Annotated in this window: 24 protein-coding genes; 13 read left to right on the top strand and 11 right to left on the bottom strand. The window is 46.0% G+C overall.

Going from position 1 to position 24,522, the window contains the following annotated elements:
- Nucleotides 1–151 precede the first annotated feature (151 nt).
- From L5M11_RS18270 to fadB, 3 genes are all read right to left on the bottom strand, one after another.
- Nucleotides 152–1,318: a diguanylate cyclase domain-containing protein gene (locus L5M11_RS18270; protein WP_131524506.1), complete on the bottom strand. Its 1,167-nt coding sequence runs from the start codon at nucleotides 1,316–1,318 to the stop codon at nucleotides 152–154.
- 243 nt (nucleotides 1,319–1,561) lie between these two features.
- Nucleotides 1,562–2,725, bottom strand: a complete 1,164-nt coding sequence (gene fadA / locus L5M11_RS18265) for an acetyl-CoA C-acyltransferase FadA (protein ID WP_263192910.1) — start codon at nucleotides 2,723–2,725, stop codon at nucleotides 1,562–1,564.
- Nucleotides 2,726–2,747: 22 nt separating this feature from the next.
- Nucleotides 2,748–4,898, bottom strand: a complete 2,151-nt coding sequence (gene fadB, locus L5M11_RS18260; RefSeq protein ID WP_263186036.1) for a fatty acid oxidation complex subunit alpha FadB — start codon at nucleotides 4,896–4,898, stop codon at nucleotides 2,748–2,750.
- A 490-nt stretch (nucleotides 4,899–5,388) separates the two neighbouring features.
- Here fadB and pepQ point away from each other — a divergent pair, with 490 nt between their 5' ends.
- The 4 genes from pepQ to hemG (L5M11_RS18240) all read left to right on the top strand — a co-directional run bounded on the left by pepQ (nucleotide 5,389) and on the right by hemG (L5M11_RS18240) (nucleotide 9,415).
- Nucleotides 5,389–6,711: a Xaa-Pro dipeptidase gene (gene pepQ, locus L5M11_RS18255; RefSeq protein WP_263186034.1), complete on the top strand. Its 1,323-nt coding sequence runs from the start codon at nucleotides 5,389–5,391 to the stop codon at nucleotides 6,709–6,711.
- Between the two features lie 27 nt (nucleotides 6,712–6,738).
- The gene (locus tag L5M11_RS18250) at nucleotides 6,739–7,353 is read left to right on the top strand and encodes a YigZ family protein (protein ID WP_263186032.1); all 615 of its coding nucleotides are present in this window, start codon (nucleotides 6,739–6,741) and stop codon (nucleotides 7,351–7,353) included.
- A gap of 77 nt (nucleotides 7,354–7,430) precedes the next feature.
- Nucleotides 7,431–8,888, top strand: a complete 1,458-nt coding sequence (locus L5M11_RS18245) for a TrkH family potassium uptake protein (RefSeq protein WP_105250821.1) — start codon at nucleotides 7,431–7,433, stop codon at nucleotides 8,886–8,888.
- Between the two features lie 2 nt (nucleotides 8,889–8,890).
- Complete coding sequence (hemG, locus tag L5M11_RS18240) at nucleotides 8,891–9,415, top strand: menaquinone-dependent protoporphyrinogen IX dehydrogenase (protein WP_219252093.1); 525 nt, start codon at nucleotides 8,891–8,893, stop codon at nucleotides 9,413–9,415.
- Nucleotides 9,416–9,478: 63 nt separating this feature from the next.
- Here hemG (L5M11_RS18240) and L5M11_RS18235 read toward each other — a convergent pair whose 3' ends face one another.
- Nucleotides 9,479–9,787: an ArsR/SmtB family transcription factor gene (locus tag L5M11_RS18235; protein ID WP_105250823.1), complete on the bottom strand. Its 309-nt coding sequence runs from the start codon at nucleotides 9,785–9,787 to the stop codon at nucleotides 9,479–9,481.
- 199 nt (nucleotides 9,788–9,986) lie between these two features.
- Between L5M11_RS18235 and hemG (L5M11_RS18230) the strand changes: the two genes are divergently transcribed.
- On the top strand, nucleotides 9,987–10,538 hold the full coding sequence (gene hemG / locus L5M11_RS18230; RefSeq protein ID WP_263192909.1) for a menaquinone-dependent protoporphyrinogen IX dehydrogenase: 552 nt from the start codon (nucleotides 9,987–9,989) through the stop codon (nucleotides 10,536–10,538).
- Nucleotides 10,539–10,607: 69 nt separating this feature from the next.
- Here the strand turns inward: hemG (L5M11_RS18230) and L5M11_RS18225 are convergent, their stop codons facing one another.
- From L5M11_RS18225 to def, 5 genes are read right to left on the bottom strand one after another with little or no spacing between them, the layout of a single operon-like run.
- A complete protein-coding gene (locus L5M11_RS18225) occupies nucleotides 10,608–12,050 on the bottom strand; it encodes a TrkH family potassium uptake protein (RefSeq protein ID WP_263192908.1) in 1,443 nt (480 codons plus the stop codon).
- A 20-nt stretch (nucleotides 12,051–12,070) separates the two neighbouring features.
- Complete coding sequence (trkA, locus tag L5M11_RS18220) at nucleotides 12,071–13,480, bottom strand: Trk system potassium transporter TrkA (RefSeq protein ID WP_105250826.1); 1,410 nt, start codon at nucleotides 13,478–13,480, stop codon at nucleotides 12,071–12,073.
- Nucleotides 13,481–13,495: 15 nt separating this feature from the next.
- Nucleotides 13,496–14,782, bottom strand: coding sequence for a 16S rRNA (cytosine(967)-C(5))-methyltransferase RsmB (gene rsmB, locus L5M11_RS18215; protein WP_173248514.1), 1,287 nt, complete (start codon nucleotides 14,780–14,782; stop codon nucleotides 13,496–13,498).
- Nucleotides 14,783–14,784: 2 nt separating this feature from the next.
- Nucleotides 14,785–15,741, bottom strand: coding sequence for a methionyl-tRNA formyltransferase (gene fmt / locus L5M11_RS18210; protein WP_131524501.1), 957 nt, complete (start codon nucleotides 15,739–15,741; stop codon nucleotides 14,785–14,787).
- A gap of 8 nt (nucleotides 15,742–15,749) precedes the next feature.
- Entirely contained in the window at nucleotides 15,750–16,262 is a 513-nt protein-coding gene (gene def, locus L5M11_RS18205) for a peptide deformylase (RefSeq protein ID WP_206766142.1), read from the bottom strand.
- Between the two features lie 125 nt (nucleotides 16,263–16,387).
- Here def and L5M11_RS18200 point away from each other — a divergent pair, with 125 nt between their 5' ends.
- From L5M11_RS18200 to hemF, 6 genes are all read left to right on the top strand, one after another.
- On the top strand, nucleotides 16,388–17,518 hold the full coding sequence (locus L5M11_RS18200; protein WP_131524499.1) for a LysM peptidoglycan-binding domain-containing protein: 1,131 nt from the start codon (nucleotides 16,388–16,390) through the stop codon (nucleotides 17,516–17,518).
- 83 nt (nucleotides 17,519–17,601) lie between these two features.
- Entirely contained in the window at nucleotides 17,602–18,618 is a 1,017-nt protein-coding gene (dprA, locus tag L5M11_RS18195) for a DNA-processing protein DprA (RefSeq protein ID WP_168827568.1), read from the top strand.
- A gap of 2 nt (nucleotides 18,619–18,620) precedes the next feature.
- The gene (locus L5M11_RS18190; protein WP_006083793.1) at nucleotides 18,621–19,094 is read left to right on the top strand and encodes a DUF494 family protein; all 474 of its coding nucleotides are present in this window, start codon (nucleotides 18,621–18,623) and stop codon (nucleotides 19,092–19,094) included.
- Between the two features lie 119 nt (nucleotides 19,095–19,213).
- Complete coding sequence (locus L5M11_RS18185) at nucleotides 19,214–19,777, top strand: type I DNA topoisomerase (RefSeq protein WP_263192907.1); 564 nt, start codon at nucleotides 19,214–19,216, stop codon at nucleotides 19,775–19,777.
- A 147-nt stretch (nucleotides 19,778–19,924) separates the two neighbouring features.
- Nucleotides 19,925–20,491 (top strand): L-threonylcarbamoyladenylate synthase, encoded by a 567-nt coding sequence (locus L5M11_RS18180; protein ID WP_105250832.1) that lies wholly within the window; start codon nucleotides 19,925–19,927, stop codon nucleotides 20,489–20,491.
- Between the two features lie 25 nt (nucleotides 20,492–20,516).
- Complete coding sequence (gene hemF, locus L5M11_RS18175) at nucleotides 20,517–21,425, top strand: oxygen-dependent coproporphyrinogen oxidase (protein WP_263192905.1); 909 nt, start codon at nucleotides 20,517–20,519, stop codon at nucleotides 21,423–21,425.
- Between the two features lie 33 nt (nucleotides 21,426–21,458).
- On the opposite strand, the gene L5M11_RS18170 is transcribed toward hemF, so the two are convergent.
- The gene (locus tag L5M11_RS18170) at nucleotides 21,459–21,896 is read right to left on the bottom strand and encodes a group II truncated hemoglobin (RefSeq protein ID WP_263192904.1); all 438 of its coding nucleotides are present in this window, start codon (nucleotides 21,894–21,896) and stop codon (nucleotides 21,459–21,461) included.
- Nucleotides 21,897–22,049: 153 nt separating this feature from the next.
- Here L5M11_RS18170 and aroE point away from each other — a divergent pair, with 153 nt between their 5' ends.
- Nucleotides 22,050–22,898 carry a shikimate dehydrogenase gene (gene aroE / locus L5M11_RS18165; RefSeq protein ID WP_113941388.1) on the top strand — a complete coding sequence of 283 codons (849 nt, stop codon included), beginning with the start codon at nucleotides 22,050–22,052 and terminating at the stop codon, nucleotides 22,896–22,898.
- 5 nt (nucleotides 22,899–22,903) lie between these two features.
- Nucleotides 22,904–23,179: a DUF1488 domain-containing protein gene (locus L5M11_RS18160; RefSeq protein WP_113941387.1), complete on the top strand. Its 276-nt coding sequence runs from the start codon at nucleotides 22,904–22,906 to the stop codon at nucleotides 23,177–23,179.
- A gap of 134 nt (nucleotides 23,180–23,313) precedes the next feature.
- Here L5M11_RS18160 and L5M11_RS18155 read toward each other — a convergent pair whose 3' ends face one another.
- Nucleotides 23,314–23,862 carry a gamma carbonic anhydrase family protein gene (locus L5M11_RS18155; protein ID WP_263186021.1) on the bottom strand — a complete coding sequence of 183 codons (549 nt, stop codon included), beginning with the start codon at nucleotides 23,860–23,862 and terminating at the stop codon, nucleotides 23,314–23,316.
- Nucleotides 23,863–24,522 lie beyond the last annotated feature (660 nt).

The raw sequence follows: 24,522 nt of genomic DNA, 5'->3' as shown, positions 1-24,522 counted from the left end.
AGAATTAGCTAATGTTACTCCAGCCCCCATGATAAACCAAGTTGGTGGTCTCAATTTGTGATGTGGTTTGATTGGTGTGCTTTTTGTCGTTACCAAAGCTAGAGATAAAATGTTCCACGTGGAACAAACTTATGGCTTATGATAATTAACATTACTCAACGGCTTTATCAGCAGCGCTTTGAGATTGAGAGATCGGATGGATGACAGCTGTACTATTCTCTGGTGCTAAATCATTTGCTGCCGCCATAGTTTGTTGCTGCAATTTGGACGCCCGTTTGTAGCTATACATTTTTTGATCGGCTTTATGAATTAAGCTATTGGCTTCTTCATATTCATAGGGGCCAGTATCTGTAATGCCAAAGCTTAAGGAAATATTGTTTAGACTGAGTTTTATTTTTTGATTAAACCGAGTGATGAAATTCTCTCGAGCTTGTTCCTCACGACAGTTAGGCATGATGATACAGAACTCATCTCCACCATATCGAAAACAATGATCTTCAGCACGAGTGGTTTCTTTAATCGCTTTTGCGACAGCACAAAGTACTTCATCACCTGATCTATGGCCTTGAGTGTCATTAAATAATTTAAAATCATCTACATCTAAGTAGATGACACATACTGGCTCGGCGCGTCTTTGGGCTGCTCTGAGTATGCGAGTTGCGGTTTCTTGCAAGTGCCTTACATTGAGTAAACCTGTTAAGGGATCGGTTTGCGAGAGTTCTTCTAACTGCTGCGTTCGCTCTTTGACTTTGCTTTCCATACTTTGGGCATATTTCTCGGCCTTATCCTTAGCGTTCTCAATCTCGGAGACTAAGCTGCGAATATAAGTATCGAATACTAGTGTGACATCAAACAGCACCAGTTTATCAATTGCGGCTCGAATACGTTCGGCTTGACGTACATCTTGTACTGAGCTGTTGATCACTGCATAGATCAACTCCTTGAGTGTGTGCACCGCAGACAGGTAAAGTTTGGGCTCAACACCAATGCGTTTATGGACTAACCCAATCCGCAGGCGATTGTTTACGTACTCAAGATCATAAACACCATTAAATAAATCAAGCACATATCTTCTCTGTGCGGTACGTAGGCGGGCAAGGGTGTCTGAGTCTCCAATCAAGAGCGCAATTTCTGACACACTGGTTTGTAAGCCGTAAAAGTCGTCGACGATTTTATCTATGTTTTCTTCAATGATGGGCTTAAAGGATTGCAGGGCCTTTACGTCCGCCCCAGTAAAAGAGAAGAGCGCCTTACGAGACTCGATTTCCAGCTCAGTGATCCGCATTTGTTCGAAAAGGGTCTGTTCCGTTTGTAGCATCTGGCATTACCTCTGGTAAAACAACGAATTGCATCCTTGCACTACACTGCCTAGATTTGGCTGATGATTGCTGCCACTTGTCGTCCACAATAGCCAGTAATGCCCTTGTAGTTAAGTCGATAACGGACTGATTTTCAAATGAACAGCAGAAGAAATGAGAAATATTAATATTTACGATGGCAGAAGATTTGGCATAAAAAAGCCGGAACAAGTTCCGGCTTTGATAATTATTTGATTAACGAATTAAACACGTTCGAACACAGTGGCGATACCTTGGCCTAAACCAATACACATGGTCGCTAAACCTAAGGTCGCGTCTTTGTCTTCCATCAAGTTGATCAGCGTCGTAGAGATACGCGCACCTGAACAACCCAGTGGGTGACCTAATGCAATCGCACCGCCGTTGAGGTTGATTTTGTCGTCAACCACATCCGCTAAGCCTAAATCTTTTACACAAGGTAAAGACTGAGCTGCAAACGCTTCGTTCAGTTCAATCACATCTAAATCGGCAACTGTGATACCAGCACGAGCCAGCGCTTTTTGCGTGGCTGGCACTGGGCCGTAACCCATGATAGCCGCATCACAACCCGAAACCGCCATAGAGCGAATACGTGCACGAATTGGTAAGCCAAGTGCGCGCGCTTTAGATTCTTCCATGATCAACATGGCTGAAGCGCCATCAGACAGTGCAGAAGAAGTACCCGCAGTGACAGTACCGTTGACTGGATCAAATACCGGACGTAGTGCTGCTAGAGATTCCATTGTGGTTTCTGGGCGAATGACTTCGTCTTGCAGTACTTTAATTAAGGCACCGTTAGCATCGTGACCTTCAATGCCATAGATTTCCTTGGCAAAACGGCCTTCAATCGTCGCAGCATAAGCACGTTGATGAGAACGTACTGCAAAAGCATCTTGCTGTTCACGGGTAATACCGTGCAGTTTACCCAGCATTTCAGCAGTTAACCCCATCATGCCAGAGGCTTTTGCCACGTTATTAGCAAGACCTGGGTGGAAGTCGACACCATGGCTCATCGGCACATGGCCCATGTGTTCTACGCCACCAATAATAAAGGTGTCGCCCATGCCAGTCATGATTGCACGCGCAGCTTGATGGATTGCATCCATTGATGAACCACATAGGCGGTTAACCGTCACAGCGCCAGCGGTCTTTGGAATGCCGGCTAATAGTGAAGCATTACGGGCAATGTTGAAGCCTTGCTCTAGGGTTTGTTGCACACAACCCCAAATCACGTCTTCAATTAGGTTTGGGTCGAGTTGCGGATTACGCAGCAACAGACCTTTCATCAATTCGGCAGACAGAGTTTCTGCACGTACATTACGAAATACGCCAGCCTTTGAGCGGCCCATCGGAGTACGGATGCAGTCTACGATAACAGCTTGTTTCATGATTAAATTCCTTTCCCGCTAATTAGGCTTGGTAGTAGCTACCGTTATTGGCTGCTAATGTACGCATCGCATCTGTGACTTGATACAGACCGCCCAAGTGAGCATATTTGTCTGCTAAGGCTACAAAGTTTGCGACACCCATGGTATCCAAATAACGGAACACGCCGCCTCTGAATGGCGGGAAACCTAAGCCATAAACTAGGCCCATATCCGCTTCGGCTGGTGATGCGACAATACCTTCTTCTAAACAGCGCACGGTTTCGATGATCATAGGGATCATAGTACGGGCAATAATGTCATCGGCTTCAAAGACTTTTAATTCGCCAAAGGCAGCTTTCAATAGGCCGTAGCTCGTTGGATCGACATCTTTCTTCGGTTTACCACGGCTATCGACTGAATAGACATAGAAACCTTTGCCATTTTTCTGGCCAAGACGTTTGTTCTCAAACATCACATCAATCGCATCAGTGCCTGATTTACCCATGCGATCAGGGAAACCTTCAGCCATAACGGCTTGGGCGTGATGACCTGTGTCTAAACCCACTACGTCGAGCAGGTAAGCAGGGCCCATTGGCCAACCGAATTGTTTTTCCATTACCTTGTCGATTGCAGCAAAGTCGCCACCTTCGGCAAGTAAGCCGTTAAAGCCTGCAAAGTAAGGGAAGAGTACGCGGTTAACGAAGAAGCCTGGGCAATCGTTTACCACGATTGGGGTTTTGCCCATTTTGCTGGCGTAAGCCACAACAGAGGCGATGGTTTCTTCAGAACTGTGCTCGCCACGGATAACTTCGACCAACGGCATTTTGTGCACTGGGTTGAAGAAGTGCATACCGCAGAAACGCTCAGGTTTCTTCATGCTCTTAGCGAGCAAGTTGATTGAAATCGTTGAGGTGTTTGACGCGATAATTGCATCTTCACTCACATAGCCTTCAACTTCGGCTAAAACCTGCGCTTTAATTTTTGGATGTTCAACAACGGCTTCAACGACGACATCACTGTGTTTGAGCGCAGCATAATCTAATGAAGGCGTGATGTTGTTCAGCACTTTGGCCATTTTTTCTGGCGTTGAACGGCCACGAGCAACTTGGGCAGACAGCAGTTTGGCGGCTTCATTGAGGCCTAAATCTAATGCTGGCTGGGCAATGTCTTTCATGACAATCGGTGTGCCTTTACTGGCGCTTTGGTAGGCGATACCGCCGCCCATAATGCCAGCACCTAATACGGCAGCGTTTTTCACTTCTTTGGCTAACTTACCCGCTTTTTTCGCTTTGCCTTTAACTAATTGATCATTAAGGAAGATACCGATAAGCGCTTTAGCAACGTCAGTTTTAGCGAGCTTGATAAAGGCTTGATGTTCGATTTGCAGTGCTTCGGTGCGGCCTTTAGTTGATGCTTGCTCAATTACGCTTACTGCGGCCATTGGTGCTGGGTAGTGTTTACCCGCAACAGCAAACACCATGCCTTTAGCTGTGGTAAATGACATCATGGCTTCAAGTTTTGGCAGCGTTAGGGCAGACAGCTTGCGGTTACGACGCGCTTGCCAATCTAACTTTTCAGCAACAGCATCTTTGAGCATTTGAATCGCAGCCGCTTCTAATGCTTCTGGTGCAACCACGGCATCTACAGCACCGACTTTCAGTGCATCTTCAGCGCGTTGGTCGTTACCTGTGGTGATCCACTCGAGTGCGTTATCTGCACCAATTACACGTGGCAGACGAACTGTGCCGCCAAAGCCTGGGATGATGCCGAGTTTAGTTTCAGGTAAACCGATTTTGGCTGTGGTATCTGCGATACGAAAATCCGTTGCCAGAATGGTTTCACAGCCGCCACCTAAGGCAAAGCCTTTGATTGCAGATGCAGTTGGGAAAGGCAAGTCTTCGAGTTTATTGAAGACTGCGTTGGCTTGTTCAACCCAAGAGAGTAGTACGGCGTCATCTTGTGCAAATAGGCCTAAAAATTCGGTAATGTCGGCACCCACAATAAAGGTATCTTTACTGGAGGTCAGCACTAACGCTTTGATATTGGAATTTTGCTTGATGCTGTCTAATGCGGCATCGAGCGAAGCGAGGGTTTCTCTGTCGAATTTGTTCACCGAACCGGGTGCGTTAAAGCACAGCTTGGCAATATTATCCTCGAGTAACTCAACTTGAATTGTAGGACTTTGGTAGATCATTGCTTGCTTCCTTTTGGCTTAAAAGTGATACCCACCATTATGTGTTGGTGCTAGTACGACTCTCTATCTCACAGCAGCTTCGGCCATCATTTGACCAGTTGTGTGCCAGTGTGCTTCGAAATTCGATAAATTACAACACCCAATTTAAACGACTGTTTAATTTCATGTCGGCTAGAGTGATTTTTCACCTTTGTGATACACTGCACAGAGTGTAGAACACCTAGAATGCGTTAAATCACTTTGCGGATAAATAGGTCTTTGTGGCTGTTTTCCTTAGACGTTTAAACGCTGCAGCCATGCTAGGGTTGAATAGAATTATTAAAAATAATCATGATGTTATCGCTTTAATGTTCTTTATTCAGCAGCCATGTATTTTAGATTGAGTGACAGTTTAACGTTTTGATTGAATCTGTTGTTCATGATCAGATTAAGATTATGTGGGCAAATTTGGCTCATAATATTAACTTTTATTCATTGCAGGAGATGACAAATGGATCAGTTGACTCATCACTATCGTGCCCATATTGCCGAGTTAAACCGCCGAGTCGCAGAGATTTTGTCTCGAGAAGCCTTGTCTGGTTTAGTGATCCATTCGGGTCAGCCGCATCGGATGTTTTTGGATGATATCAATTATCCCTTTAAAGCAAACCCGCACTTCAAGGCATGGTTGCCAGTGTTAGATAATCCGAATTGCTGGTTAGTCGTCAATGGTCGCGATAAGCCGCAGCTGATTTTTTATCGTCCTGTGGATTTTTGGCACAAAGTATCCGATGTGCCGGATATGTTCTGGACCGAGCATTTTGATATTAAGCTGTTAACTAAGGCTGATAAGGTCGCTGAGCTGTTACCTAAAGACACAGTTAATTGGGCTTATTTGGGTGAGCATTTAGATGTAGCCGAAGTGCTGGGTTTTACCAGTCGCAATCCCGATGCTGTGATGAGCTATTTGCATTACCACAGAACCACTAAAACTGAATATGAGCTGGAATGTATGCGCCGCGCCAACCAAATTGCGGTGCAGGGACATTTGGCGGCTAAAAATGCGTTTTATAACGGTGCGAGTGAGTTTGAGATCCAACAGCATTATTTATCTGCCGTGGGTCAGAGCGAAAATGAAGTGCCCTACGGCAATATTATCGCTCTTAATCAAAATGCGGCGATTTTGCATTACACCGCGCTCGAGCATCAAAGCCCTGCGAAACGTTTGTCTTTTCTTATCGATGCGGGTGCGAGCTACTTTGGTTATGCGTCTGATATCACTAGAACCTATGCATTCGAGAAGAATCGTTTCGATGAGTTGATCGCTGCGATGAATAAGGCGCAGCTGGAGCTCATCGACATGATGCGCCCCGGCGTTCGTTATCCTGATTTACACTTAGCGACTCACGCTAAAGTCGCGCAAATGCTATTGGATTTTGATTTAGCCACGGGTGATGCCCAAGGTTTGGTTGATCAAGGCATTACCAGTGCTTTCTTCCCCCATGGTTTAGGCCACATGTTAGGTTTACAAGTGCATGATGTGGGTGGCTTCTCCCACGATGAGCGCGGTACCCATATTGCGGCGCCCGAGGCCCATCCATTCTTGCGCTGCACCCGCATTTTAGCGCCAAACCAAGTACTGACTATGGAACCTGGGTTATACATCATAGATACTTTGCTCAATGAGCTTAAACAAGATAGTCGTGGCCTGCAGATCAACTGGCAAACGATTGATGAGTTAAGGCCTTTTGGCGGTATTCGTATCGAAGATAACGTCATAGTGCATCAAGATAGAAACGAGAACATGACCCGTGAGCTCGGTTTAGCCGATTGATGTTTGAAAATAGATTAGGGCGAATTCGTGCTCGAAAGTTATAACGTTCCCTGTGATGAAATCGTCATTGAAGAAGAGATAAAGCATAGTCGCTTTATCTCTTTTCTCTTTCATTGCGATAGCGTCGATAAATTAAAGTTAGTACTTACTGACATAAAGCGTGACTATCCCGGCGCAAGCCACTATTGCTTAGCTTTTGTTGCTGGCGCACCGGATGATAGCGTCTTAATTGGTTCGAGTGATGACGGTGAGCCCGCTGGCAGTGCAGGCCGCCCTATGTTAGCTGTGTTGCAAGGGGCACATATTGGCGAAGTTGGCGCCGTTGTCGTGCGTTACTATGGCGGTACTAAGCTAGGCGTAGGTGGACTCGTTCGGGCTTATACGTCGGGCTTAAGGCAAGGCTTGATTCAATTACCGACGCGACTCAAACAGTTACGGTATCCCGCCAAGTTGCATTGTGATTATGCGCAGTTGCGCGATGTCGAGCATCTATTACAGCAAGTGGATGCCGTGATCATCGATAAGCAATTTGCCGCAGCGGTCGATATTGTGTTTGAGATAGGGCGAGAGCAACAGGCATGGCTTTGTGAGTCACTGGCGACACTGAGTCAAGGAAGTTTGAGGCCCGAGTTTGAGCTGTGATGCCTGCGTAAATTATGCCAAAATAGCCCAAATGCTGAAAATACCTTTACAGCCAATGGAATAATTGAACTCGCGTAATGCAATATAAAACCATAATTAGAATCATAGGCCTGCTGATTGGTTTATTTTCAATCACTATGCTGCCACCAGCACTGATCGCTGTTTGGTATAACGATGGCGGCGGCACGGCGTTTATGCAGGCATTTTTTGTTAGCCTATTTATTGGTTTTTGGCTCTGGTATCCAAACCGCCACTGCAAAGAAGAATTGCGTACGCGAGAGGGCTTCCTGATTGTCGTGCTGTTCTGGACTGTACTGGGTTCTATTGGTGCCTTGCCGTTTATCTTTTCGAGTCAGCCAGACTTAAGCTGGACAGACAGCTTCTTTGAATCTTTTTCTGCGTTAACTACCACCGGAGCCACTGTCATTGTCGGGCTCGATTTCCTACCTAAGGCTATTTTGTTTTACCGCCATATGCTGCAATGGCTTGGCGGCATGGGGATTATTGTGCTCGCAGTAGCTATTTTACCTGTGCTCGGTGTGGGAGGAATGCAGCTTTATCGCGCAGAAATCCCGGGGCCAGTGAAAGACAGTAAGATGACCCCGCGGATAGCCGAAACCGCTAAAGCACTGTGGTATATCTATTTACTGCTAACGATTTCCTGCGCGACGGCTTATTGGTGGGCGGGCATGAGTATTTTTGACGCCATTTGTCATTCATTTTCGACCATAGCCATCGGAGGTTTTTCGACCCACGATGCCAGTATGGGCTATTTCGATAGTCCTACTATTAATCTTATTTGTGTGTTCTTTTTAATTGTTTCTGCGGTTAACTTTAGCGTGCATTTTGCGGCATTCTCACGACGTGGGATTAACGTTAGAGTCTATTTTAAAGATGCTGAATTTAAGATGCTGGTGGCGATTCAACTTATTCTCACAGCGATTTGTTTCTTCACGCTTTATCGTTCTGGTATTTATGATTCGCCAGAAGAAACCTTAGATCATGCTTTATTTCAGGCAGTTTCAGTTGCCACTACGGCTGGATTTGGCACTGATAGCTTCCATCTGTGGCCATTATTTTTACCCATACTATTAATGTTTTCGAGTTTTATCGGTGGTTGTGGTGGCTCAACTGCGGGTGGGATTAAGGTCATTCGAGTAATTTTACTGCTGCTACAGGGTTCACGTGAATTGAAACGACTCGTTCACCCTAAGGCAATGTTTTCGATTAGGATTGGCTCTAAAGCCTTACCCGACCGCGTGGTTGATGCTGTTTGGGGATTCTTTTCTGCCTATGCGCTGGTGTTTGTGATTTGTATGCTTGCACTCATGGCGATGGGATTAGATGATATTACGGCTTTTAGTGCCACGGCGGCATGCTTAAACAACTTAGGCCCAGGTTTAGGTGAGGTAGCGAGCAATTATGCCAGTATTGGTGATGGAGCCAAGTGGGTATTGGTCGTGGCTATGCTGTTTGGTCGCCTCGAAGTATTTACCTTACTGATTTTGTTTACGCCAACTTTTTGGAAGAATTAATCATGCAGACGTTAATAATCTATTCGACGATAGATGGCCAAACATTGGCAATTTGCCAAAAAATGAAGACGATTGCTGAACAGGCGGGAGAGCAGGTTTCGCTCGCCACATTAGAGCAGGCGGAAGCGTTGAGCTTAGTGGATTTTGATAAAGTGCTGATTGGTGCCAGTATTCGTTATGGTAAACATAGACCAGAGCTTTATCAGTATGTGAATCGCCACCATGCAGTGCTAGATACTAAGATTAATGGTTTTTTTACCGTTAACGTAGTGGCGCGCAAACCCTTAAAAAATACGCCTGAAACCAATCCTTATATGCAAAAGTTTCTCAAGCTTTCACTGTGGCAGCCCCAGCTGTTAGAAGTGTTTGCGGGCAAGATTGATTACCCTAAATACGGTTTCTTCGACCGGACCATGATACGTTTTATCATGTGGTTGACTAAAGGGCCAACGGATATCACAGGCACTTTTGAGTTTACCGATTGGGCAAAAGTCGATGCCTTCGGTAACCGTTTTAGCCAACATTAAAAACCATTAAGCCCTAATCACTTGCAAGAGGTTAGGGCTTAAATTTAGGCTAATTTTGCAGTGTTAGGCTGCGCAGTAGCGGCTATGCAGAATTGAAATCACTTGGGTGACTTGCTCGTTCTTGAGTTTATAGTAAACAATCTGCGAGCTCTTACGGGTATCCACGAGATCTTCTGCGCGTAATACGGCTAAATGCTGGGATAGGGCCGACTGGCTTAATGGCACTGTGGCGTTGAGCTCGGTTACGCTCAACTCTTTGTCTAGTAATAGACATAAAATCATTAGGCGATAAGGGTTCGCTATGGCCTTGAGCCATTTAGCCGCACTTTCCGCATTAGTTACCATTGCATCTACATCTATGTCATTTTGCATAAGGTCACTCACTTTATCGCTTTTGATTAGATAATTCTAATTGAACACATGTGTTTACGCAATCATACTGCTCGGCAATGCAGATCTCAATTTTTGCATCTCAGAATATGAGATACGACTGATTTGTGATCCTATCAGAGGTTTATTTAACGTAACCTTGCCACAATGGTGGTATTACTCAGTGGATCGGAAATTGCCTATGACACGCGTCCTCGTACTTTATTTTACCCGTGGTGGCCATACGGCCAAGATTGCCAGTGCAATTGCCGAGCAATTAAGATTTCGTGACGCTAAGGTTGACCTCATCGATATCAACAGTGCTGCAGCGACTTGTATTAATTGGCCTGATTATGATGTCGTTGCCTTAGGTGCCTGCGTGCTCTATGGCACCTATGATAAGAGCGTTTTTCAATTTATTGAGCAGCATGCACAGGCTCTGGGCGCATTGCCAAACAGTTTTTTCTGCGTCAATGTTGTGGCGAGAAATCCTGAAAAACGTATCCCTGCAAATAATAAATATCTGCAAAAGTTCATTGCGTTATCGCCATGGACGCCTGCTGATCTTAAAATTATTGCGGGCAAAGTGGATTATCCTTCATGGCCTTGGTATGACAGATTGGCGATTCAGTTGATTATGAAGATGACTAAAGGTCCAACTGATCCTAAGTCAGTTATCGATTATACCGACTGGGCAGATGTGAAAGTTTATGCTGATCATCTATTGGAATTATTCGACGTTACCGCTATTTAGGACGGGTCAGGCTTAATAAAAAGGCGCTTAACAAGTTAAGCGCCTTTTTAGTATTTAAGCTCTACTGAATTAGTACTTCCAGAAACTCGGGTGGAACAACACCGCCACGGTTAAGATTTCTAAACGACCGAGGAGCATGCCGAGTGACAACGCCCATTTAGCGACATCGGGTAGCGTTGAGAAGTTACCTACAGGTCCAATAATCGGGCCTAAACCAGGGCCCACGTTAGTGACTGCCGTAATCGCGCCCGTGAAACTGGTCATAGGATCGAGACCCGTGAGCACTAAAATCACTGACAAGCCTACAATCACCATCACAAACAGCAGTACGAAAGTGATCAGAGAGCGCACGATATCATCACTGATGATGCGGTTGTTGTAACGTTCCCTAAAGATACCGTTTGGATGACATTGCTGTTTCAATTGCTCGCGCATAATGGCCCCAGCAATTTGAAAACGGAAGATCTTAATCCCGCCCGAAGTTGAACCAGAGCAACTACCGACAAACATTAAAAACAGGAAGGCGATATTGGCAAAGGCGCCCCAAGCACCGTAGTCCGTTAAGCCATAACCTGTAGTGGTGACTACCGATACCACGTTAAAGCTGGATAAACGCAGTGCATCTAGAAGCTCAATGTCGCGGGTTTGCCACAGCCAGAAGCCAATAGAACAAGATACAAATGTGAGGAAAAATAAGAAGCCTTTGACCTGAGCATCGTTCCAAATCCGTAGATCCCTTTGCTGTATGGTTTGTACAAACATGAGCAGTGGCAAGCCACCTGCTGCCATAAAGAAAATCCCAACCCAGTGTGCAGAGTTGGAGAACGCCGCCATTGAGCTATCTGAGGTCGAGTAGCCACCAGTCGAGAGGGTGGTCATTGCATGATTGATGGCCTGAAACCAAGTCATTCCCGCCAGATGATAGGCAACACAGCAGATACTCGTTAGTAAAATATATATAAAGAATAAATACTTAGCCATGCTTTGGGTGCGAGGCACTGCTTTATCGCTCCAATCGGATGATTCAGTGCGGAATAGCCGCATCCCGCCGATGTTTAAGAAGGGCAGAATCGCCACCGCCATTACGATAAAACCAATCCCACCTAGCCATTGCAATAAAGAGCGCCAGATTAAGATACTGTGATCCATAGTATCCAACCCTGAGAGTACAGTAGAACCTGTGGTCGTGATGCCGGACATGGTTTCAAAGAAGGCGTCGGTATAACCAATACCGTGATAAAGGGTAAATGGCATGGCCGCGAATAGGCTTACGATCAACCACGTTAGGCTGGTTAGCAGGAACATATCGCGGATATTGAGGTTAATGCTTTTGCTCTGGCCATTGTGTAAACACAGGCTTGAGCTAATGCCTGTGACTAATGCTGACACCATAAAAGAGCCCACGGTTTCCTCACCTTTGTATGCGGCGAGGAGCAGAGGGATCAGCATGAAAGCTGTCAGCATGGACAAAAACAGCCCTAAAATAAACAATAGCGGTCTAAAGTTCAGCATAAGTTGGCTTACTAAGGTTCTTAGAAGAAGAAAGCACTTGGTTGGAAAAGCTTCTCGACTTCGCCGACAAACTTTTTATTCACTAAGAACAAGATCACGTGATCTCCTTGCTCTATCACGGTTTTGTCGTGGGCCATCAGCACTTCATCATTGCGGACAATGGCACCAATCGTTGTCCCCGGTGGCAACTTAATATCACCAATGGCTTTGCCAACGACTTTAGAAGTGCTGGCATCTCCGTGGGCAATGGCTTCAATTGCTTCGGCCGCCCCACGACGTAGAGAGTAAACGTTACAGATATCACCCTGACGAATATGAGTTAATAGTGCCGAAATCGTCGCTTGTTGTGGTGAGATAGCAATATCGATGTTGGCTTCTTGCACTATATCCACATAGGCTTCGCGTTGAATAAGCACCATGACCTTTTTCGCGCCCATACGTTTTGCTAGCAGGGCGGACATAATATTGGCTTCGTCGTCATTGGTGACCGCAATAAATACGTCGGTTTGGTCTATGTGTTCTTCGAGCAGTAATTCTTGATCTGAGGCATCACCGCAGAACACTGTGGTATTTTCCAGCTGCTCCGATAAGGCTTCTGCACGTTCTAATTTATGCTCAATCAGTTTGACCGAGTGGGTGCGCTCAAGGCGTTTTGCTAAACCTAGGCCTATGTTACCGCCACCAGCGATCATAATGTTGCGGTAGGAGTTATCGAGTTTTTGCATTTCGCTCATGACAGCGCGAATGTGGCGACTGTCTGCAACGAAGAAGACTTCATCATCGGCTTCGATAATGGTTGTTCCGCGAGGCATAATAGCACGGCCTTGGCGGAAGATCGCCGCGACCCGGGTATCAATATTGGGCATATGCTCGCGAAGTGCCGCTAATGCATTCCCCACCAGTGGGCCGCCGTAATAGGCTCGAACGGCCACTAGGCTCAAGCGGCCTTCCGCAAATTCAAGCACTTGCAATGCGCCTGGATATTCTACGAGTCGCTGGATGTAAGCGGTCACTAACTGTTCAGGGGCGATTAATTCATCGATCACGAAGCCGCCACGGGGACGACCATCGCTATTTTTGGTTTCACTGTCGATAAAGAGTTTATCGCGCATCGCCAAATAGGGTTCTGAGCGGATACGGGCAATTTTAGTCGGCGTACCAAAGAGGGTATAGGCAATCTGGCAGGCAGCCATATTACATTCATCACTATTGGTTACGGCGATAAGCATGTCGGCATCTTCTGCGCCTGCTTCTCTGAGAACATCAGGGTGAGCGGCATGGCCCGCTACGACGCGAAGGTCATATTTATCTTGCAGGGCGCGTAATCTGGATTTGTCATAATCGACAATGGTGATGTCATTGTTCTCACCCACCAAATTTTCGGCCAAGGTTCCCCCGACTTGACCCGCACCTAATATGATAATTTTCATGGCCTTGCTTACTTCCTAATCAGTCGCTTTCAATAAACGGGCATAATAAAACCCATCCATATTGTCTTGTCCTGGCGTGATTTGCCAACCTATATCCTGTGGCGAATTTTGCTGGGCAAGTGTGTCTAGCTTAGCATCTACCGTTCTATCTAAAAACGCACTGATCTGGTCGCGGTTTTCCTGCGGTAAAATCGAACAAGTGGCATAAAGAAGCGTGCCACCGGGTTTTAGCCACTTCCAGCAATGATCGAGAATTTGCTGTTGTAGTTCAGCCAATTCTTCAATGTCATGGTTTTTTCGCAACCATTTAATATCGGGATGGCGGCGGATCACTCCTGTGGCTGAGCAAGGCGCGTCCAGTAAGATACGATCAAATTGTCCGCCTTGCCACCATGAGTCTATGTTGGCCGCATCACCATGGATAAGCTCCGCTTTTAATGATAAGCGGTCAAGGTTCTGTTGCACACGTTCAAGGCGTTTGGCATCAAAATCAACAGCGACTAATTTGATACTCGGCTCAAGTTCGAGTAAGTGACAACTTTTGCCACCGGGTGCCGCGCAGGCATCGAGTATTAATTCATTCGCTTGCGGGGCTAGTAAGGTAGCCGCCCATTGTGCCGCGCCATCTTGCACTGATGCTGCACCTTCATGAAAGTGTGGCAGTGTGGCGACATCCTTTGGATGCGCTAGGAGAATGGCATCGGCACTGCTGCCTTCGCTCGCTTCAATGTCGATTTCGGCTAAAGCAGCGAGGTATTCGGCACGGCTCTGGGATAAGCGATTGTTACGCAGCCACATGGGCGGGCGTTCATGGCTTTGTTGAATGATGTCTTGCCACTGCTCGGGATAGGCTTCTTTTAAGCGCTTAATTAACCAAGCGGGTGTGTTATAGCTTAAGGTATCTGATTCTGTGCTTAGCGGCGATAGCTGGCGCTGAATATTGCGCAGTACACCATTAACCACTTTGACCATGCCTTCAAATTTTAATTGGCGACAGGCTTCGGCGGTTTCTGAAATTGCGGCGTGGCTTGGAATACGAGTGAAGTACAGTTGATAGCAACCTACGATCAGGAGCTGGTGGATAATCCTTTGTTTGCCTTTAAGTGGTTTCTCTAGGCATTCACTGATGCGTTTTTCTATTTGCGGCAGAGTGCGCATCACGCCATAGCAGATCTCGGCAAGTAGGGCTTTATCTTTGCCGCTGGCAAGATGCTTTTGTTGATCAGGCAATGCCACTGACAGTGACACGCCTTTTTCTAATACTTCGAAGATGGCTTTCGCAGCTAGCGCGCGCAAGTTCATGATTATTGTGCCTCGTTTGCGAGGCGAGTATTCGGGCTAAACCATTCACCTCGAGCATTGAGAATATCGGCAACATTGAGTGGCTTTTTCCCCGGAAGCTGCATACTCAGCAGGGTTAACACACCATCAGCGGTGGCGACGTCTATGCCTTTTTTGCTGGCGCTGATAATAGTGCCCGGAGCAGCTGTGCTGGTGGTTTCGCTGACTTGGGTTTGCCACACTTTAATAGTGTTACCTTGGTGCTCAAAGTAACTCACAGGCCAAGGATTAAAGGCGCGGACTTCTTGCCAGAGTTGTTTGGCAGATTTATTCCAGTCGAGTCTGGCTTCTTCTTTACTGAGTTTTTCTGCGTAGTTCGCTAAGGCCTCATCTTGTTTTTCAGCGGCTAAGGTACCGTTTGCTAAACCCTCGAGGGCTTGCAATAGGGCAACGGGACCTTGTTCTGCCAGTTTCTCGTAAAGGCTGGCTGACGTGTCGTTATCTTCGATCGGCAGATAGGTTTTAAGCAGCATGTCACCAGTATCTAAACCCACATCCATCTGCATAACGGTTACGCCAGTTTCTTTGTCGCCGGCCCAAAGCGCGCGTTGGATCGGTGCGGCACCACGCCAGCGTGGCAAAATAGAACCATGAACGTTAATACAACCTAAACGCGGTGTATCTAATACGACTTTTGGCAAGATCAGGCCGTAGGCGACGACCACCATGATATCGGCGTTGAGTGCGGCAAGTTCTTGTTGCGCGGGTTCTTTACGTAATGAGCCGGGTTGAAACACTGGAATACTATTGGCGATAGCGAGTTCTTTTACTGGGCTGGCGGTCAGTTTCTTGCCGCGGCCAGCGGGTCTATCGGGCTGAGTGTAAACGCCAATCACATTGTGGTGTGAGTTCAACAGTGCTTGTAAGTGGCGAGCGGCAAAATCCGGTGTTCCGGCAAAGATGATGTTGAGTGGTTTCAAATCTGATCCTATGCTTCTTTGGCGTCCAATCGGGCCGCTTTTTCAAGTTTTTGTTTGATCCGCTGACGTTTTAGCGGCGACAAATAATCGACAAACAATTTGCCTTTGAGGTGATCCATTTCGTGTTGAATACAAATGGCAAATAACTCATCGGCTTCAACTATAAATTCGTTACCGTGCCTGTCTAAGGCTTTTACCGTGACAAATTCGGCGCGATCGACTTTGGCGTAAATCCCCGGAACCGACAGGCAACCTTCTTCATTGCAGAAGTCACCGCTGCTGGCGATAATTTCGGGGTTGATAAACACTTTGGGTCGTTCGACTTCATCCTGTAAGTCCATGACAATAAGTTGTTTATGGTAATCAACTTGGGTCGCGGCCAGACCGATACCTTTTTCTTGGTACATGGTTTCGAACATATCATCAATTTGAGTCTGCAGCTCGGCATTAAACTCTGTGATGGGTGTGGCTTGTGTTCGTAATCTTTCGTCAGGGAATTGTAATACTTTTAATAGTGTCATACATAAACTCTTAACAAGTCTGTCAAATCTCTGCCAGTTAGTTATACTGACTGATGCTAATGAGTTAATTTTAATCTTTAGTGCCTACCAATAACAGTAAAAGCTCAAACTAAGAGTTAAACAACATGGAAATACCCATGAAACGGTTAATTTTACTCGCGTTAATGACATTCAATTGCACGTTTGTTGCCGCAGATACCCTGACGCTTAAGGCGGGGCATCCTGAGTCATATGTAGTGAAAAAGGGCGATACTCTTTGGGATATCTCCGCCGCGTTTCTGAATGACCCATGGAAATGGCCGAGTCTTTGGGATGTAAACCCACAGATTGCTAACCCCCACCTTATTTACCCTGGCGATCAACTCACTCTAGTATTTATTGATGGTCAGCCCCGCCTTGTGCGTAATGGTGCTACTGTCGATAGTGCTAAACCCCATGTAAGAAAGAGTCCCGAGGGACGTGTCATTGCTAAGAGTAATGCTATTCCAGCCGTTGATTTAGCCTTGATTGAACAATATTTAGTGCAGAATCGGGTCGTCGAGACTCACTGGCTTACTGAGCAACCTATGGTGCTGGCAGGTGAAAGTCCATCGCGTCACCATATTGTGGGTGATGTGATTTATATTGATGCTGAACTGCCAATAAACCAAAAGTATGGTATTTACGAACGCGGTCGCGAGTTTTTCAATAAAGAGTCAGGCGAAGCGTTAGGACAAGAAGCCATTTTGTCGTCTACTGGGCAAGTGATTGAGTCTGGTAAGGTTTCAAAAATTAAGTTGCTAACGAGCTTTCGCGAAACCAAAGCGGGCTTCAGAGTATTGCCGATGGAAAGTGATTCCTTGATGTCAGCTTACTTTACTCCTAAACCTGCGGAATTAAAGATACCGGCTTTAGTGTTAGCGACAGAATCAAATTTGCGTGAAGCGGGTAAGTTGAATGTCGTGTACTTAGATAAAGGCACTCAGGATGGCGTCGAGCCTGGGGTGGTATTTTCTATTTATCGTGATGGTGAGGTTATTGTTATCAACAATGATGGTATGCCGGTTCCTGCAATTGAACGTACTGCCTATGATAACCTAATGGCGTCAGTCTCTTCGGATCGTGCAGTTAAGATGCCGGATGTTTATCATGGTAAGTTGTTAGTGTTTAAAGTGTTTGATAAGGCGAGCTTAGGTTTGATTGTCTCCACCGAGCGGCCTGTTCGTGTCGACGATAAGTTAATCGCCCCAGAATCTTTAGCCTTAAGAGGTCTATAATCTCTGAAAATTTGGTCGATTGGTTAGTTGTTTGTGCTGTATCTGGGCTAGGACCCGCTCGGATCCAACAATTATTAACGCACATGGAAGTGGACGACCTCAGACAAAGATTAGAGCATGAGAGACAAGCGCTACCTTTATCTGATCATCTGCTCCATAGCCTTGTTATTGATTATCAAAAAGTGGATGTCGCCCTCGAATGGCAACAGCAAGCCGCCGATCATCATCTGCTTTGTTTCTCTGATCCGCTTTATCCACCATTATTAAAACAACTCTCAGATCCGCCCGCCGTCCTGTTCGTTAAAGGTTGCTTAGAGGCGTTAGCCCTTCCTTATCTTGCGATTGTTGGCAGTCGTAATGCTTCTCCTGGCGGATTACAGGTCGCTTACCAACTGGCTGCTGAGATGTCCTCAATGGGATTTGGTATCTGTAGTGGCATGGCGATGGGGATTGATGGGGCGGCCCATAAAGCCTGTGTTGACCATCAAGGGCGCACTATTGCCGTACTAGGAACGGGCATAGAGATCATTTATCCACGAAAACATCGACAGCTTTATCATGATATTCAGCGGCAAGGCTGTATACTTAGCGAGTTTTGGCCTGATACTGGTCCCTTTGCGGGTAATTTTCCGAAACGAAATCGCATTATTAGCGGTCTATCTTTAGGTACTCTTGTGGTTGAAGCCTGTCGCAAAAGCGGCTCTTTAATCACTGCTAGGTTGGCGATGGAACAAGGGCGTGAGGTGTTTGCCGTTCCGGGCTCAATCTTAGGTGGTTACCATCAAGGCTGTCATGATTTATTACGTGATGGAGCAAAGCTTGTGGAAACCGCTGCCGATATAGTGGAAGAGTTGGCAAGTTTAACCGCTTTCCACCTTGAAGAATTGAAGTTATGCCACCATATACAGCAAGACGAGATTTGTAATTTGCCATTTTCGTCTCTGTTAGCTAGTGTAGGTTATGAAACTACATCAATTGATGCAGTCGTTGAACATAGTGGAAAAACGATAGATCTGGTGTTAGAACAAATGCTTGAACTTGAGTTGCAAGGTTGGGTAATAGCAGTACCCGGTGGTTACGTCAGAGTAAAGAGGAGCTAGCCATGTTTGATATCCTCATGTATCTATTTGAAAACTATGTTCACAGTGAAGTTGAACTACTAGTTGATGAAGACGAGTTAACCAAGGAACTCACTCGTGCCGGATTTCATCAATCCGAGATTTTAAAAGCGTTAACTTGGTTGGAGCGCTTAGCTGAATTACAAGAAGGGGATAAACCTTATCTTTGTAATCACGATCAGCATTCGTTTCGTATCTATACAAAGGACGAAATGGACAAGCTGGATGTGGAATCCCGCGGTTTCTTGCTGTTTTTAGAGCAAGTTAAAGTGCTGAATGTCGAAACCCGTGAAATGGTGATCGATAGAGTTATGGAGTTGGATGAACCAACCCTGATTTTAGAAGATCTCAAATGGGTTATCTTAATGGTGCTGTTTAATGCTCCTGGCCATGAGTCCGCTTATGAGCAAATGGAAGATTTAATCTTCGAACAGCCCGAAGGCCGACTGCATTCTTAATTGTTGTGAAAGATGAATTATGAGAGAAAGGAGGCTAAGACCTCCTTTTTTGATGCCATAAATTCCTTGATGGCACTGCGCTTGATATCCTAATGCGCTACGACAGGTGGTGAATGATTATGTCTAAGATTGATGAACAATTATTTAGTGCCCACGAACACGCACTGGAAAAAGAATACGAACTTTGTCCCGAATGTGGCAGCGAGTTATCGGTTAAACACAGTAAGCACGGCGGTTTTATTGGCTGTAATAATTACCCTAGCTGTAATTACACTCGACCCTTAGTGCAGCACGAATCTATTGAAACTCAAGTGATTGAAGGTTCTGTATGCCCTGAATGCGGTCACGAACTGGCAGTAAAGTCTGGGCGCTTTGGGATCTTTATTGGGTGTTCTCAATACCCTAGCTGCACGCATATTGAAAAACAGGATCAAGCGAGTGACAAGCCTGACATTCCTTGCCCTGAATGCAAAGCGGGTAAGCTTGAGCACAGAACGAGTCGCTTCGGAAAGAGTTTTTATGCCTGCAGTGCTTACCCTAAGTGCAAGTTTATTGTGAATTATCCTCCGGTTGCTGAAGATTGCCCGAGTTGTGGTTTTGGGATCTTAGTCGAGCGTAAAGGTGCGGCTGGGATGCGTTTAGAATGCCCGCAAAAAAGCTGTAAATACAAAAGACCACTTTAGTTTATTGTGTGACCTGCATCTTAATATTTGGCCGATGAAAGTGGCTTGCGTATAATCCTCGGCTGACCGCTGATGGGGCGGTCAGTATTCGAATTTATCCAATAATTTGATTGTTGAAATCGACAATACTCAAAAGGTGATCCTAAGATGTTGCAGCTGCACCCATCTGACATAAAAGATATTGTGCTTAACGGTGGTGTTATCGCTTATCCAACCGAGGCGGTTTATGGCCTAGGTTGCGACCCAGATAATGACACCGCTATCCAAAAGTTATTGGCGGTAAAACAGCGCCCATGGCAAAAGGGACTGATCTTAGTCGCCAGTGATTTTCAGCAGCTTTTAGCTTATGTTGATGAATCGCAATTAACGGCTGAGCAGCTCGAGTTTGCATTTTCCAAGTGGCCGGGGCCTTTTACCTTTGTAATGCCAATCAAAGCGCAGGTTTCAAAATACCTCTGTGGTGAATTTGACTCTATTGCAGTGCGAGTATCAGCCCATACTGGGGTGCAAGCCCTGTGCCGCGCGCTCAATAAACCTTTAGTGTCGACTAGCGCTAACCTTGCGGGTGAAGATCCAGCATTAACTGCCGATGAAATTCTCGCAGATTTTACAGGTAAAATTGATGCACTCGTATTAGGTGAACTCGGCGAACAACGTCAGCCCTCGACCATTATCGATGCGCGAAGCGGCAAGATTTTACGAAATGGACAATGAGCAAACCAATAATAAGGATAACAAGATGAGTGTGCCTGATGTTGCAGTGGTAAAAGCGTTTTTAATCGATCTACAAAACCGAATTTGTGCTGGTTTACAGGCGCTGGATGGCCAAGCCACGTTCGCCGCCGATTCATGGACTCGCGCCGAAGGTGGTGGTGGTACTAGCCGAGTATTAACCCAAGGTGCTGTGTTCGAGCAAGCAGGGGTTAACTTTTCCCATGTGACTGGCGCAGCTATGCCTGCGTCGGCTACGGCGCATCGCCCTGAGTTAGCGGGTCGTAGTTTTGAAGCTATGGGCGTTTCTTTAGTTATTCATCCTAATAATCCTTATATCCCAACGACTCATGCCAATGTGCGTTTCTTTATTGCTCAAAAAGAGGGCGCCGATCCCGTGTGGTGGTTTGGCGGTGGCTTTGATTTAACGCCTTATTATCCTTTCGAGGAAGATGTGCGCGAGTGGCACCAGACTTCTAAGGATATTTGCGCGCCTTTCGGGGATGAGGTTTATCCCAAGTATAAGAAATGGTGCGATGAGTATTTCTTCCTACCGCATCGTAATGAAACTCGCGGTGTGGGCGGACTGTTTTTCGATGACTTGAATCAAGCAGGATTCGAGCAAAGCTTTAGCTTTATGCAAGCCGTGGGCAATGGCTTCTTAACGGCCTATGCGCCGATTGTTGAGCGTCGTAAAGATACTGAGTTCGGTGAGCGTGAGCGTCAGTTCCAACTCTATCGCCGTGGTCGTTATGTTGAGTTCAACTTAGTCTACGACAGGGGCACTTTGTTTGGCCTGCAGACAGGCGGCCGTACCGAGTCTATCTTAATGTCGATGCCGCCATTAGTGCGTTGGCAATATGCTTATACACCAGAGGCGGGAAGCCCAGAGGCAGATTTGTATGATAACTACCTCAAACCCCGCGACTGGGTTTAGCCGTTAATCATAAAAAGTAGAGCCATATCCACGTTATTGATTACGCATATGATCGGCCAGAGTTGAAATCGCCTCAAAGATGGCGGCTCGATGCTCTGGCTTATTAATGTTTTCTTCAATCGCAAATTTCATACAAAACAGCCATTGATCCCGCATCGCCTCATCGACGGCGAAATGCATGTGCCGTGCTCGCAATGCGGGATGACCATATTTCTGCTGATAGAGCTGCGGCCCGCCGAGCCAACCACTTAAAAATTCGAACAACTTCTGCTCTGATTCCGCAATTGGCGCTCTATGAATGGCAAGCAGTGTTGTCGTTTCTGCAGAGCTTGCCATCTTCTGATAAAAACTCTTTGCGATAGCACGTATCACCTGTTCGCCGCCGATTAAATCATAGGCGTTAGATTGACTCGGATCGCGATCATCCTGTGGCGGAGTGTGTTTACTAAAAATCTTTTTAAGCCAGTTCATTGGAATAGTCGTTCACTAAAATAGAGAGTATTGAGCCGATGGCGCATTATAGCGTGAAACCCAACGTGAAATTTAGTTGAACATAATTCGTCTTGCCTAGGCTCAAAAGCGCGGTAGACTGCAAAGCCATTGAACCTAAAATTTAATATCGCTATGACAGACAGATACGCAGTGTTTGGCAATCCAATTAGCCACAGTAAATCGCCGTTCATTCATGGACAATTTGCCGCGCCCACCCAAGAGTTATTAACCTATGAAGCCATTCTTGCTCCGGTCGATGGTTTTGAAGCCTCACTGACGGCGTTTTTCAATGCGGGCGGCAAGGGCGCGAATGTGACAGTGCCTTTTAAGGAGCAAGCTTTTGCGCTGTGTGACAGTCTCAGCCCAGAGGCCAAGCTTGCTGGCGCGGTAAACACCTTAAGTTTATTGGCCGATGGCACTATTCGCGGTGATAACACCGATGGTTTAGGGCTGGTGGCCGATCTCATCGCTAACTTAGGCAGCCTGCAAGATAAGCGCGTGTTACTTATTGGTGCTGGTGGTGCGGCGCGCGGTTGTATTCTGCCGTTATTAAATGCGGGAATTGCGCAGATGATCATCAGTAATCGCACTCACACTAAGGCACAGCTTCTGGTCGATATCTTTACTTCGGTGGATAACGGTGCTTTCGCAAATAGAGTCACCGCCGTAGAAATGAATGAGCTTGTGGGCGAGTTCGATGTCATCATCAATTCAACCTCGGCCAGTCTTGCGGGCGAGTTGCCAACTTTGCCAGCGCATATCATCACCACCCAAACTGTTTGTTATGACATGATGTATGGCGCCTCGGTCACCGCGTTTAACCAATGGGCGCTATCTCAAGGTGCAGCTAAGGTTATTGATGGGCTCGGCATGTTAGTCGGACAAGCGGCTAAGAGTTTTACCCTATGGCGAGGTATCGAGCCCGATACTCAAGTGGTATTAAATCTTTTGAGGGATAAACTAATGGCCGAGCCTAAGTAGGAAGCATGAATCAAAGTATTCTTTTTCCCGAACTGCAATATTGGGACGACGCCCACAAGCGAGTCTGCTTTATCGCGCAGTCACAGGGGATGAACATTAAGTGCTATATCAGTGTGAATAAGTTAGCCGAGCTGAATGATTTCTCTGAACAGCCGAGTGCCAATGAAGCCGCCGCTATGCTGGCATTGTTTGATGCGGTGAGATTTGATGCCGAAGAAATGGCGGAAGACTTAATTGAAGCCGAAGAGTTTGATGAGTTTGGGGCAGTACACTTAGGCTAAACTTATCGAACTCAGATAGTTTTCTGAATCAGCGAATAGCAAAAGGCGGTAGAGACTCAATGAGTCTCTACCGCCTTTCTTATATAGCTATAGTGACACTAAGCGACTAACTATAAGAGATTAGCTATAAGTGATTAGATGTTCTGTAACTTAACTAAGTATTCGTTTTTCAGTCTGACATAGTTGTCGGCAGATTCTGGCAAAAAGGCAATTTCGGCTGGCGTTAATGGGCGAGCCTGCTTAACTGGGCTGCCTACATATAAATAGCCACTCTGTAATACCTTGCCCGGTGGCACTAAAGAACCCGCACCTAAGATCACATCATCTTCTAAAATCGCACCGTCGAGAATAATCGCACCCATGCCTACTAATACTCGGTTACCGACTTTGCAACCGTGAAGCATAGCCTTGTGACCAATAGTCACATCATCACCAATAATCAGTGGATGACCATCGGGACGAGCAGCTGACTTACGCGTTACATGCAATATGCTACCGTCTTGTACGTTCGAGCGTTTACCAATACGAATATGGTTAACATCACCACGCGCCGCCACCATAGGCCAAATACTGGCATCAGTATCTAACGCAATATCGCCAACAAGCACCGAAGCTTCATCTACATATACGTTATTGCCTAATTGAGGATGAATACCTTGGTAAGTTCTGAGTGGCCCTGACATAGAAAAGTCCCTAATTGAGTGGTTTTTAGCATTATAAAGGTTAAAAACTAGCGGGTCAGGTCAAATATCCAACGAACAGTGAGAAAATGACAATTATCTTAAAAATAGGGGTTGCGGACTTTCTCAATCTCCCTATAATGCGCATCCACTGACACGGCAGACAGCGAAAGCCAGCTGACGAGTTAGGTTGAATTGAGTCGCTTTTAAGCACTTAATTCAACGGCAGCAAGAAGTTGTAAAAAACTCCTTGACGCGAAACGGGAAATGCGTAAAATGCACGACCCTGAGCTGATGAAGTATCAGCACGACCCGCCTGCAACGGTATGTGGTCAACGCTCTTTAACAAGATAAAACAAGAAATCTGTGTGGACACTCACAGGTGTTGAGTTAATCGAAACTGCTTAGCCTTAGGGTTGGCAGTCAAAAATTTAAATCAATGTTTTCAAGTCATTCTCCTTACGGGAAGGGTGATTGAGTGTTCATAGTAATATGTACATACAGTAATGTATGAATTGAAACGCGATGTTTCTTAGTGAGCAAAGCGAATCAAAACAGTAGAATTCATTGAGCCGTTTGACGTAAGTATGAATTGAAACGCGATGTTTCTTAGTGAGCAAAGCGAATCAAAACAGTAGAATTCATTGAGCCGTTTGACGTAAG

Source organism: Shewanella sp. SM87 (assembly GCF_025653705.1).
Classification (GTDB): domain Bacteria; phylum Pseudomonadota; class Gammaproteobacteria; order Enterobacterales; family Shewanellaceae; genus Shewanella; species Shewanella oncorhynchi.
The sequence above is the reverse complement of the archived record's forward strand: the minus strand, read 5'-3'. Positions and strand labels throughout refer to the sequence as shown.

Excerpts from the sequence above, each read along its gene's own strand:
- L5M11_RS18270 (WP_131524506.1), bottom strand. The coding sequence starts at position 1,318 with ATGCTACAAACGGAACAGACCCTTTTCGAACAAATGCGGATCACTGAG.
- fadA (WP_263192910.1), bottom strand. The coding sequence starts at position 2,725 with ATGAAACAAGCTGTTATCGTAGACTGCATCCGTACTCCGATGGGCCGC.
- fadB (WP_263186036.1), bottom strand. The coding sequence starts at position 4,898 with ATGATCTACCAAAGTCCTACAATTCAAGTTGAGTTACTCGAGGATAAT.
- pepQ (WP_263186034.1), top strand. The coding sequence starts at position 5,389 with ATGGATCAGTTGACTCATCACTATCGTGCCCATATTGCCGAGTTAAAC.
- L5M11_RS18245 (WP_105250821.1), top strand. The coding sequence starts at position 7,431 with ATGCAATATAAAACCATAATTAGAATCATAGGCCTGCTGATTGGTTTA.
- hemG (WP_219252093.1), top strand. The coding sequence starts at position 8,891 with ATGCAGACGTTAATAATCTATTCGACGATAGATGGCCAAACATTGGCA.
- L5M11_RS18235 (WP_105250823.1), bottom strand. The coding sequence starts at position 9,787 with ATGCAAAATGACATAGATGTAGATGCAATGGTAACTAATGCGGAAAGT.
- hemG (WP_263192909.1), top strand. The coding sequence starts at position 9,987 with ATGACACGCGTCCTCGTACTTTATTTTACCCGTGGTGGCCATACGGCC.
- L5M11_RS18225 (WP_263192908.1), bottom strand. The coding sequence starts at position 12,050 with ATGCTGAACTTTAGACCGCTATTGTTTATTTTAGGGCTGTTTTTGTCC.
- trkA (WP_105250826.1), bottom strand. The coding sequence starts at position 13,480 with ATGAAAATTATCATATTAGGTGCGGGTCAAGTCGGGGGAACCTTGGCC.
- rsmB (WP_173248514.1), bottom strand. The coding sequence starts at position 14,782 with ATGAACTTGCGCGCGCTAGCTGCGAAAGCCATCTTCGAAGTATTAGAA.
- def (WP_206766142.1), bottom strand. The coding sequence starts at position 16,262 with ATGACACTATTAAAAGTATTACAATTCCCTGACGAAAGATTACGAACA.
- L5M11_RS18200 (WP_131524499.1), top strand. The coding sequence starts at position 16,388 with ATGGAAATACCCATGAAACGGTTAATTTTACTCGCGTTAATGACATTC.
- dprA (WP_168827568.1), top strand. The coding sequence starts at position 17,602 with ATGGAAGTGGACGACCTCAGACAAAGATTAGAGCATGAGAGACAAGCG.
- L5M11_RS18190 (WP_006083793.1), top strand. The coding sequence starts at position 18,621 with ATGTTTGATATCCTCATGTATCTATTTGAAAACTATGTTCACAGTGAA.
- L5M11_RS18185 (WP_263192907.1), top strand. The coding sequence starts at position 19,214 with ATGTCTAAGATTGATGAACAATTATTTAGTGCCCACGAACACGCACTG.
- L5M11_RS18180 (WP_105250832.1), top strand. The coding sequence starts at position 19,925 with ATGTTGCAGCTGCACCCATCTGACATAAAAGATATTGTGCTTAACGGT.
- hemF (WP_263192905.1), top strand. The coding sequence starts at position 20,517 with ATGAGTGTGCCTGATGTTGCAGTGGTAAAAGCGTTTTTAATCGATCTA.
- L5M11_RS18170 (WP_263192904.1), bottom strand. The coding sequence starts at position 21,896 with ATGAACTGGCTTAAAAAGATTTTTAGTAAACACACTCCGCCACAGGAT.
- aroE (WP_113941388.1), top strand. The coding sequence starts at position 22,050 with ATGACAGACAGATACGCAGTGTTTGGCAATCCAATTAGCCACAGTAAA.
- L5M11_RS18160 (WP_113941387.1), top strand. The coding sequence starts at position 22,904 with ATGAATCAAAGTATTCTTTTTCCCGAACTGCAATATTGGGACGACGCC.
- L5M11_RS18155 (WP_263186021.1), bottom strand. The coding sequence starts at position 23,862 with ATGTCAGGGCCACTCAGAACTTACCAAGGTATTCATCCTCAATTAGGC.